9 protein-coding genes, 1 tRNA gene and 1 pseudogene are annotated in these 9,371 nt (G+C 68.5%); 8 read left to right on the forward strand and 3 right to left on the reverse strand.

Annotation, left to right across the window (positions count from 1 at the left end; translation table 11 throughout):
• Window positions 1-44 precede the first annotated feature (44 nt).
• Window positions 45-350: an FmdB family zinc ribbon protein gene (locus GP2_RS02605; protein ID WP_006898908.1), complete on the forward strand. Its 306-nt coding sequence runs from the start codon at window positions 45-47 to the stop codon at window positions 348-350.
• Between the two features lie 72 nt (window positions 351-422).
• Here GP2_RS02605 and GP2_RS02610 read toward each other — a convergent pair whose 3' ends face one another.
• On the reverse strand, window positions 423-1,055 hold the full coding sequence (locus GP2_RS02610) for a 5-formyltetrahydrofolate cyclo-ligase (RefSeq protein ID WP_006898909.1): 633 nt from the start codon (window positions 1,053-1,055) through the stop codon (window positions 423-425).
• 146 nt (window positions 1,056-1,201) lie between these two features.
• Between GP2_RS02610 and GP2_RS02615 the strand changes: the two genes are divergently transcribed.
• From GP2_RS02615 to GP2_RS02635, 5 genes are all read left to right on the forward strand, one after another.
• Window positions 1,202-2,146 carry a UTP--glucose-1-phosphate uridylyltransferase gene (locus GP2_RS02615; protein WP_006898910.1) on the forward strand — a complete coding sequence of 315 codons (945 nt, stop codon included), beginning with the start codon at window positions 1,202-1,204 and terminating at the stop codon, window positions 2,144-2,146.
• 119 nt (window positions 2,147-2,265) lie between these two features.
• The gene (glp, locus tag GP2_RS02620) at window positions 2,266-3,570 is read left to right on the forward strand and encodes a molybdotransferase-like divisome protein Glp (protein ID WP_006898911.1); all 1,305 of its coding nucleotides are present in this window, start codon (window positions 2,266-2,268) and stop codon (window positions 3,568-3,570) included.
• Window positions 3,571-3,693: 123 nt separating this feature from the next.
• Window positions 3,694-4,350, forward strand: a complete 657-nt coding sequence (locus GP2_RS02625) for a GNAT family N-acetyltransferase (RefSeq protein WP_006898912.1) — start codon at window positions 3,694-3,696, stop codon at window positions 4,348-4,350.
• A 67-nt stretch (window positions 4,351-4,417) separates the two neighbouring features.
• Window positions 4,418-5,068 (forward strand): SIMPL domain-containing protein, encoded by a 651-nt coding sequence (locus GP2_RS02630; RefSeq protein ID WP_006898913.1) that lies wholly within the window; start codon window positions 4,418-4,420, stop codon window positions 5,066-5,068.
• Between the two features lie 150 nt (window positions 5,069-5,218).
• Entirely contained in the window at window positions 5,219-6,469 is a 1,251-nt protein-coding gene (locus GP2_RS02635) for a SepX/GlpR family protein (protein ID WP_006898914.1), read from the forward strand.
• A gap of 7 nt (window positions 6,470-6,476) precedes the next feature.
• On the opposite strand, the gene GP2_RS02640 is transcribed toward GP2_RS02635, so the two are convergent.
• On the reverse strand, window positions 6,477-7,223 hold the full coding sequence (locus GP2_RS02640) for a hypothetical protein (RefSeq protein WP_006898915.1): 747 nt from the start codon (window positions 7,221-7,223) through the stop codon (window positions 6,477-6,479).
• A gap of 90 nt (window positions 7,224-7,313) precedes the next feature.
• Here GP2_RS02640 and GP2_RS02645 point away from each other — a divergent pair.
• Window positions 7,314-7,386 (forward strand) — tRNA-Ala (locus tag GP2_RS02645).
• Window positions 7,387-7,548: 162 nt separating this feature from the next.
• Here the strand turns inward: GP2_RS02645 and GP2_RS02650 are convergent.
• A complete protein-coding gene (locus GP2_RS02650) occupies window positions 7,549-8,553 on the reverse strand; it encodes a phage major capsid protein (protein WP_006898916.1) in 1,005 nt (334 codons plus the stop codon).
• Window positions 8,554-8,905: 352 nt separating this feature from the next.
• Between GP2_RS02650 and GP2_RS02655 the strand changes: the two are divergent.
• A pseudogene (locus tag GP2_RS02655) lies at window positions 8,906-9,371 on the forward strand (hypothetical protein); the annotation flags it as partial.

Below are 9,371 nucleotides of genomic sequence, written 5' to 3' on the forward strand. Positions count from 1 at the left end.
GATCGGTTACACTTGTCAGCGTTTACCGACTTTCGGAGGTTCAGGTGCCCACCTACTCGTATGCCTGCACGGAGTGCGACAACAAGTTCGACATCGTCCAGTCGTTCTCCGACGACTCCCTGACCGAGTGCCCGCAGTGCGCCGGTCGTCTGCGCAAGCTGTTCAACTCGGTCGGCATCGTGTTCAAGGGGAGCGGTTTCTACCGCACCGACTCGCGTTCGGGCTCGTCCTCGGCCGACACCGCGTCGTCCTCGTCGTCGGACAGCTCCTCGAGCAGCTCGTCGTCGAGCAGCAGCTCGGACTCCTCGAGCTCGGGCAAGGCCGACTCGAAGGCCGCGACCCCGGCCTGATCGCCGGGACGCACGACTTCACCAGCACGAAGACCTGGGACGCCGCGCGCGGACCAGGTCTTCGTGCTGTCGTCAGTCGGTGCTGTCGTCGGTTCGGGGAGCGGCCAGCTCGCGGAATCCGCCGCCCGGGGTGAGGACCCAGCCCACCGGGACGTCGTGCGCGTCGGACGGCAGCGAGTCGACGAGCTCGTCGTCGTAGACCACCGCGACGAGCTCCGCAGAGAGCCCGGCGATGCTCCGGTCGTAGTACCCCGCACCGCGGCCGAGTCGTATCCCGGTCCGGTCGACGGCCAGCGCCGGGATGAAGATGACCGACGCCGCGCGGATCGCGGCGGTGCCCAGTCGCGTCCCGGTCGGCTCGAGCAGTCCCCAGCGGCGGGTCTCGAGCGAGCGCGGACCCGTGTACCGGGCCCAGTCGAGCGGGGCGGGATCGCCCTCGGGCACCACCGGGAGCAGCACCGTGACGCCGCGGTCGAGCAGGGCGTCGAGCATCGCGGTCGGGGCCACCCCGGAACCGGCGGGCACCGACCCCGGTTCGGTCCCCACCGGCACGTACGCGGCGACCGTCACGTCGTATTCGAGCCGGAACGGGCAGGTGTGGATCCACTCGGCGAGGTCGAGGGCCGCACGTTCTCGATCGGACGCGGGCATCGCGGCCCGTCGGCTCGCGGCCTCCTGCCGACGCTGGTCCTTGTGAGTGGGCACGACACGGCCGTCCTTCCCGGGTGAGTGGCTCGCCACCGGCGCGGTCAGTTCGCCCGAACAATATCGAACGGCGCGTCGCGGCGGGGCTCGGGACGCGGCCCGTCGCCCGTCCGGCCACCGCGCCCGGCCTGTCCTAGGGTGGATACATGAGTGTGACGAACAGAGATGACTTCAGCGAGTACGAAGGCGTGCCCAACACTCCGCCGATCCCGCGTACCGCGGTGGTTCCGGCGGCGGGGCTCGGGACGCGGTTCCTCCCCGTCACCAAGACGGTGCCCAAGGAGTTGCTGCCCGTCGTCGACACCCCGGGCATCGAGCTGGTCGCCGAGGAGGCGAAGTCAGCCGGAGCCGAACGCCTGCTGATCGTCACCTCCCCGGGCAAGGACGGCGTCGTCGCACACTTCGTCAACGATCTGGTCCTGGAGAACACCCTCGCCAAGCGCGGCAAGGAGGCGATGCTGGCCAAGGTCCGCAAGGCGCCGAACCTGCTCGACGTGAAGTCGGTCGTGCAGGAGAAGCCGCTCGGGCTCGGCCACGCCGTCGGCTGCGTCGAGGAGTACCTCGACGACGACGAGGACGCGGTCGCCGTCCTGCTGCCCGACGACCTGGTCCTGCCCGGCGGGGTCCTCGAGGTGATGGCCCGCACCCGGCAGCGTCGCGGCGGGTCGGTGCTGTGCGCGATCGAGGTCCCCGAGGACAGCATCAGCGCATACGGCGTCTTCGACGTCGAGCCGCTACCCGACGCGAACAACCCCAACGTCATGCGCCTCAAGGGCATGGTCGAGAAGCCGGCGCCGGAGGACGCGCCGTCGAATCTCGCCGCGGCCGGCCGCTACATCCTCGACCGCAAGATCTTCGACGCGCTGCGCCGGATCAAGCCCGGTGCGGGCGGCGAGCTCCAGCTGACCGACGCCATCGCGCTCCTCATCGAGGAGGGCGAGCCGGTCCACGTCGTCGTGCATCGCGGCACCCGCCACGATCTCGGCAACCCCGGCGGCTACCTCAAGGCGTGCGTCGACTTCGCGCTCGACCGCGACGACTACGGTCCCGACCTGCGCGAGTGGCTGGAAAAGCGGCTCGCCGAGGGCTGATCACACTCATCGGCCCCGCGCGCCTCGACCGATCGGGCGCGCGGGGCCGATACCGTTTGTCTGTTGTACCGAGCATCGTTTCGGAAGATGTGTGCAGATGAGACGGGAAGAGCGGTGAGATGCGGTCGGTCGAAGATCATCTGGCGCTCGTGACCGCGGCCGCGGTGGCGCCGCGTCCGGTGCGCGTCGCGATCTCCGAGGCGCAGGGGTTGATGTGTGCGGAGGAGGTCGTCACCGAGCATCCGATGCCGGGGTTCGACCAGGCCGCGATCGACGGGTACGCGGTGCGGGCCGTGGACGTGGCCCTCGCCGGCGTCCTGGCCCCCGAGGATCTCGAGGACTTCGATCCGGGTGGCGCCGAACTCGTCGACCTCGAGGCCGGCGAGCCGATGATCGTGTCGCTGCCGGTCGTCGGGGAGGTGGCGCCCGGCTCGCGGACGCCCACCCGGCTGCAGCCGCGCCAGGCCGTCCGCGTGGAGACCGGGGCACCTATGCCGACCCTCGCCGACGCGGTGGTCCCGCTGCGCTGGACCGACGGCGGAGACCAACGGGTCAAGATCGGGCACGGCGTCGAGAGCGGCAGCTACGTGCGCCGCGTCGGTGACGACGTGCAGCCCGGCGACGTCGCGGTCCGGGCGGGCTCGATCATCGGACCTGCACAGGTCGGCCTGCTGGCCGCGGTGGGACAGTCGCGTGTGCTGGTCCACCCGCGGCCCCGGCTGTCGGTGATCTCGGTCGGCAGCGAACTCGTCGACATCGACCGTACCCCGGGACAGGGACAGATCTACGACGTCAACAGCTACGCCCTCGCCGCCGCGGCACGTGACGCCGGCGCCGACGTCAACCGCGTCGGCATCGCCGAACGCGACGCGTCGAGGATGCGCGAGGTGGTCGAGGCCCAGCTGATCCGCTCGGAGATCGTGGTGATCTGCGGCGCGGTCGGCGGCTCGGCGTCGAAGGCGATCGCCGACGCCCTCGCCGACCTCGGTGAACTCGAGATCGTCCGGGTGGCCATGCATCCCGGCTCGGTGCAGGGGTTCGGGCGGCTCGGCCGCGACGAGGTGCCGACCTTCCTGCTGCCGTCGAACCCCGTCAGCGCCCTGGTGACCTTCGAGGTCATGGTCCGGCCGCTGATCCGCATCGCCCTGGGCAAGCGCCAGCCGATGCGGCGGGTGATCAGGGCCCGCACGATCGGCCCGATCGCCTCGGTGCGCGGGCGCAAGGGGTACCTGCGCGGACAGCTCATGCGTGACGAGCGCACGGGGGAGTACCTGGTGCAGGTGCTCGGCGCGTCGCCGACCGGATCGTCGCATCTGCTCGCCGAACTCGCCGAGGCGAACTGTCTGATCATGGTCGAACCCGACGTCGAGGAGCTCGGCACCGGCGACGAGGTCGAGGTCGCATTCCTCGCACAGCGCGGCTGACGCATCCGGTCGCTACCGCACACGGGGCGGCGGCGCCGCGCTGACCTGCGAAGAGGCGAGACGGACGTCTCACTTTCACGTCCTGTGACGGGGAACAAACCCCCAGGCCCTAGACTGCTCTTCGTGTTCAGGTGGCTGAGTGGCGCGACAGGCAGCCCGGGCTGGCCGGCGACGCTGGGACCCCTGGGAACCAGTGCGGGAGCGGTCACGTTGCGGCCGGTCAAGATACGCGACGCCAGGACGTGGAGCGAGTTGCGGATCCGCAACCAGAATTCACTGCTGCCATGGGAACCGACCGGCGTCGGCAGCTGGGCCGAACGGCATCAGCCGTCGTCGTGGCCGCCGTTGTTCGCAGTGCTCAAGTCGGAGGCCAAACGCGGCACGATCCTGCCCTTCGTCATCGAGCTCGACGGTCGGTACGTGGGCCAGCTGACGGTCGGGAACGTCCAGCGCGGCGCGGTGCGCACGGCGTGGATCGGCTACTGGGTCGACGAAGTGCACTCGGGCAAGGGCATCGCCACCGCCGCGGTCGCCCTCGGCGTCGACCACTGCTTCGGCCCGGTCGGGCTGCACCGCCTCGACGCCACCGTGCAACCGGCCAACGAGGCGTCGCAGAAAGTGCTGAAGCACATCGGTTTCCGGCAGGAAGGTCTGCTGGTCCGGTACATGGACGTCAACAAGCGCTGGCGTGATCACCTCCTGTTCGCGCTCACCGCGGAGGAGGTCGTGGGGTCGGCGGTCGAGGCGCTCGTCCGGTCGGGCCGGGCGACGTTCGTGTAGCCCGCGCCGCCGCCGCGAAGGTGCGATCCCGGTTCGTGTGTCGGGACTCTCGCATAGGCTCGCCGACGTGAGTGATCTGGAGATAGTGGTCCGCGGCCGTGCCCGCGGCAAGTATTCGCCGGAGCGCGGCGCCGTCGACCTCGCCGTGCACCTGGAGGGGCCGGACAAGGCGAGCGTGTACGCCGAGGCCGTGCGACTGCACTCGGACATCACGCGTGCGCTCGCCCGACTCGAGTCGGCGGGCGCGGTGAGCCGGTGGACCGCCGAGTCGGTGCGGGTCTACTCCTACCGGCCCTACTCCGACCACGGGGAGCGTCGAGATCCGGTGTACAACACCCGTCTTCGCATCGACGCCGAGTTCGTCGACTTCGAGAAGCTGTCGGAGTTCCTCGACGAGTGGTCGAGCGTGGAGGGCGTCGTGGTCGGCGGGGTCGACTGGGACGTCACCGAGGAGAGCCGGCGCGACCACGAGCGCGAGTTGCGTCGAGAAGCGGTCGAGGACGCGATCGCCAAGGCGCAGGCCTACTCCGACGCCGTCGGCAGGGGTCCGGTCACCGCGGTCCTGCTGTCGGACCCGGAGATGTCCGATCACGTGCCCTCGACGGGCGGACGGATGTTCGCGGCCGCAGTCCCCGGCGCGCCGGCGCCGTCGCTCGAGTTGCGCGCCGACGACATCGAGATCCGCGTCGCCGTCGACGCGCGGTTCCGCGCCGAGTGACGCCGCCCCGTTGCGCGCGGCGCGCTGAGAGCGCGGTGTGAATCCGCAACGACATCGTCGCGCTACGGCGCGTCGGCGCGGAACTGGGTCTTTCGGGCCCTAGATTGTGTTGTGGCCTCGTGTGACCAGAGTGAATGAAGGGAGAGTCGCATGCCCAACTCCGTTTTGTGGGTTTGTCTCGTCGCGGTTTGGCTCTTCGTCCTGGTCCCGATGGTCATCAAGGGGCGTCCGCAGATCCTGAAGTCGACCGATGCGGTGAAGAAGACTCGGTTGCTGCACCGTGGAGGTTCGCGTGCGCAGACCGCGGCCGGCGCGCGTCGCCGCTCGTCGGCACGTCACCCGCACGATCCGAACTGGAAGCCGTCGCGCAAGGCGTCGAGCACCACCGCGACCGCGGTCCTCGAGGCCGATGAGGACACCGCCGACGAGAACACCAGGGTCGAGATCGTCGAGATGGACGTCGTCGAGACCGAGGTGGAGGTCGTCGAGGTCGCCACGACGATGCAGCGCGTCGTCGATGCCGATGTCGAGAAGCCGACCATCGAACCCGACGACGTCGATCTCGAGGGCGGTGCGACCGCAGAGGAGGCCGACGACTCCGATCTCGAGGCAGACGCCGACGAGGAGGTCGAGTCCGAGGTCGCCGAGACCGATTCGGAGGACGTCGACTACGACGCCGATGCCGAAGACGATGTCGATTACGACGCGGACGCCGACCACGACGACACCGAGGTCGACGATCACGACGACTCGAACCTCGACGCCGACGCCGAGTACGACGACACCGAGTACGACGAGGACGCCGAATACGAGGCGACCGACGAGCTCGACGAGGACGAGTACGACGACTACGCCCGTGGAGCCCGTCCGTCGGACGAGGCCGCAGAGGTGGAGGACGAGGTCGTCGAGGAGGCCGCACCGGTCCACCGCACCGCACGTCCCGAACGTCGCGCGAGCCGCAGCATCTACTCGTCGGAGAAGGAACGCGAGCTCAAATACCGTGAGCGCCAGCGGGTCACGCTGACCCTGTTCGTGCTCTTGATCCTGGCGCTGATCTCCGGCTTCGTCTTCGGCACGGTCGGTTGGGTCGCCGCCGGCCTCGCCGCGGTGGCCCTGGTCGGCTACCTGACCTACCTGCGCCGGGCCGTGAAGGTCGAACAGCAGATCCGCGCCCAGCGACTCGCACGCGCCAAGCGGGCGGCGCTCGCCGAGGAGGAGCGTCGTCGACGTGCCGCCGCGGTGCCGGAGTTCGCCGCCGCGCCGCCGCCCGAGCGTCTGCGTCGTCCCGGCGGGGTCGTCGTGCTCGAGATCGACGACGAGGACCCGGTGTTCGACCACCTGCCGCCGTTCCAGCGGCGCCGGATGGAGCGCGAGGACATCGAGTACCGCCGGGTCGGCTGACCCGGTCTCAGGACCTCGTGGCCGTCGTCAGTCCCCGCGCCTGCAACCACTTCTCGCCGAGCTTCGCCGCGTGCGAGAGCGCCAGGCGCTCACCGACGTACGTCGCCGGTGCCCCGATGAGCGGGATGTAGCCCAGCATCCGGAACAGGGCGAACGGCTGCGGGCGCTTCTGGAACTCGTCGTCGACGGCGCGCAGCAGCTTCGCGGCCTCCCAGATGCCCCCCAGGACAGACTTTCTCCGCTCCTCGGGTTCGGCGAGCAACGCCTCTGCGGACTCGCCGTCGAGGTCCTTCGGCGTGATGTCGCGACCACACAGGACGGCCGCCAGCAGGGCGACCTGACGGTCGCGGTCGGTGACGCCGTACTCGCGGGCGATCGCGACGAGAACCATGGCCTGGTTGGCGAATCCGAGATACGGGGTGATCGGGAGCCGCTTGGCCCACACCCCGAAGACCCCGGGGAAGGCGACCGCGCCGGTGTTGAGGGCGCCGATGCGGGTGACCCACCAGCTCGCCCGCTTGTGGATCGGCCGCCGGCTCCAACCCTGGGTGCCCGGCCAGTCCGCGGCGTCGAGCAACTGTGCGGCGGCGTGCTGTGCCTGCTGGAGGCGTGAGTCGGGGTGGTCGTGGTCGTGGAAGGTGTGGTCCTTCAAGCCCAGCGGGTCGCGCTCGGCGAGCACGTCGAGGACGGGGTTGATCACCCCCACGACGTTGTCGAGAACGCCGGCCAACTGCTGATCAGACATCTGAGGCACGGGCCCAGCCTAGCCATCACTTGGGCGTTTGGGATTCGGGGCGGTGGGGCTGCTAAAGTGTCTCCCGGTTGATCGTTCGACGATCCTCCAGGGGCTATGGCGCAGTTGGTAGCGCGACTCGTTCGCATCGAGTAGGTCAGGGGTTCGATTCCCCTTAGCTCCACAACCACGAGACCCCCTCTCACCTGCGATGGAGCAGGAGCAAGGGGGGTCTCGTCGTATTCGAACTGAAAGCCGAAGACCACACGGAGGCCACAGACGAACCGACCCCGCCACCCGAAGGAGAATGGCGGGGTCGGACTGTAACCAGGGGAGGCAGTGCCTGCTAGCCTCCCCTGGCGGTGTCGATGGCGAGGATGCCGGAGGGTCGCTGGACCGCGAGGTCCCAACGTCCTTCGAGTCGTGCCACGACTTCGTTGGTCGAGAAGCCCTGACTCTTGTCGAGGTCGTAGGCGATCCGGCCATCGGTGTACAGCGCCACGGTGTCGCGGCTCAGCAGCACCGCCTTGCCTGCCGGGAGCGCCGTCGACAACGCGACCTGCACACCCCACACCTTGCGGGCGGCACGGTCAACCGGCGAGCTGGCGAACAGGTACTCACCCGATCCGCTGGTCTGGCTCGTCTCGATGGTCTCCCAATCGGCCGGGGACAGCGCGATCACTGCCGGGGTGAAGCCGGTTGATTCGACCTTGGTGATCGCCGAGCGCAGCGTGCCGAGCAGATCCGCACCGTACGCCTGCGCGAGCACACCGGACGTGTGCACCAGACTGGTCATGTTCTCGCCGGTTCCGTCGCCGGAAATGACCTGCTGCTCCAGCGCGGTGAACAGGCCCCAGTTCAGTTCGCCCCGGACGAACCCGGCCAGCGTCGCCACGTCTTGCAGGGTGTAGACGCCGATCGGCTCGGACAGGTGCGCGATGACCCGCAACCGGCCGTCGATTTCACTGAGCGCCATCGGCGAGACCGGCTTCTCGGCACCAGCAGCGACCACGGCCGCGTTCGAGGTTCGCACGGTCTGGCGCAGGTAGTGGTAGGTCGGCGGGGACGCCAACTGCACCTGCGGAATCGCGGCGAGGAGGTTTTGCGGCACCTGCGGCAGCGCTGAGAGGCCGAGCACCAGATCCGACGTGCCGGTGCCGCCGTCGATGAGCGCCTTCACACCATCGCGAGCGGCGTCGATCTTTCGATCCAACTCGCCGATCTGGTCCTCGACCGACTTGAGGTGTGCGCGGTCGCCGTCGCTGAGTGCCTGGTCCGCCGACTTGCGGGCGTCGATCAGGCTCTTGGCCGAGCGCAGAAGTTCTGCGCGTTGGGTCAGCCACTTGTTCATGGTTCGTTCCTTCTTTGAGGTAGCGCGAATACAGCTCGCGCAGAATGGGAATGCCCTTGCGGGCGGAGAACGACGGACGGGTTGAAGCCGGTCTTGCCAGCACTCCGGGGAGCCTGGGGACGGACCATGACCGCTGGTCGTGTGCGCTTGGCGAAGCCGGTCTTGCTGGCAGGATCGCTCCCCCAGGGACGGACCATGGGCCGCGCGCTACCACTCAATCGAAGCAGGTCGCGGGGAGAATCCGGAAGATTACTACAGTCGGGCGACAGCACTGGAATGTCGTACCCAGGACGTACAGTCCTCGGTAACGACGAGGATGGAGACGTAAGCGGTGACGGAGCGCAGTCGAAGAATGAGTTGGGCAGTGGAGCGAGAACAACGACTGGAACATCTTGGACGACTCCCTGGCAAGCGCCACCATGAGCGGTTCGAGGCACTGAATCGTGCCTCCCGATTGTTCTCAACGAACGGTGTGGAGCTGAATAACCACATCGCAAAGTTCGTCGGCACGCTGGAACATGCGCGCAACCTTCCGGACGAATTCGAACACGAGACCGTCCGCCTGTTTCACAACTACATCGCGTCCGTTGCGACCCTGAGAGACATTCAGCGGGCAACGCACCGCAAGATCTGGCCAAGCAAGCCTCCCAAGGAAGAGCGACCCAAGCCGGACGATCCGCGAACTTACTGGGAGATGCAGGTCTACTCGCCGAAGGTCACCGAGATGTTCGGAGACGACGACATACAGTTCCTCTTCGATCTGAGGAACTGCACCGTCCATCACTCCGTCCCGATGGTGTCAATCGGCACTAACCTCG

It is taken from the genome of Gordonia paraffinivorans NBRC 108238, from assembly GCF_000344155.1.
Classification (GTDB): Bacteria; Actinomycetota; Actinomycetes; order Mycobacteriales; family Mycobacteriaceae; genus Gordonia; species Gordonia paraffinivorans.

Coding starts and splice junctions, on each gene's coding strand:
- GP2_RS02615 (WP_006898910.1), top strand. CDS start 1,202: ATGAGTGTGACGAACAGAGATGACTTCAGCGAGTACGAAGGCGTGCCC.
- glp (WP_006898911.1), top strand. CDS start 2,266: ATGCGGTCGGTCGAAGATCATCTGGCGCTCGTGACCGCGGCCGCGGTG.
- GP2_RS02635 (WP_006898914.1), top strand. CDS start 5,219: ATGCCCAACTCCGTTTTGTGGGTTTGTCTCGTCGCGGTTTGGCTCTTC.
- GP2_RS02650 (WP_006898916.1), bottom strand. CDS start 8,553: ATGAACAAGTGGCTGACCCAACGCGCAGAACTTCTGCGCTCGGCCAAG.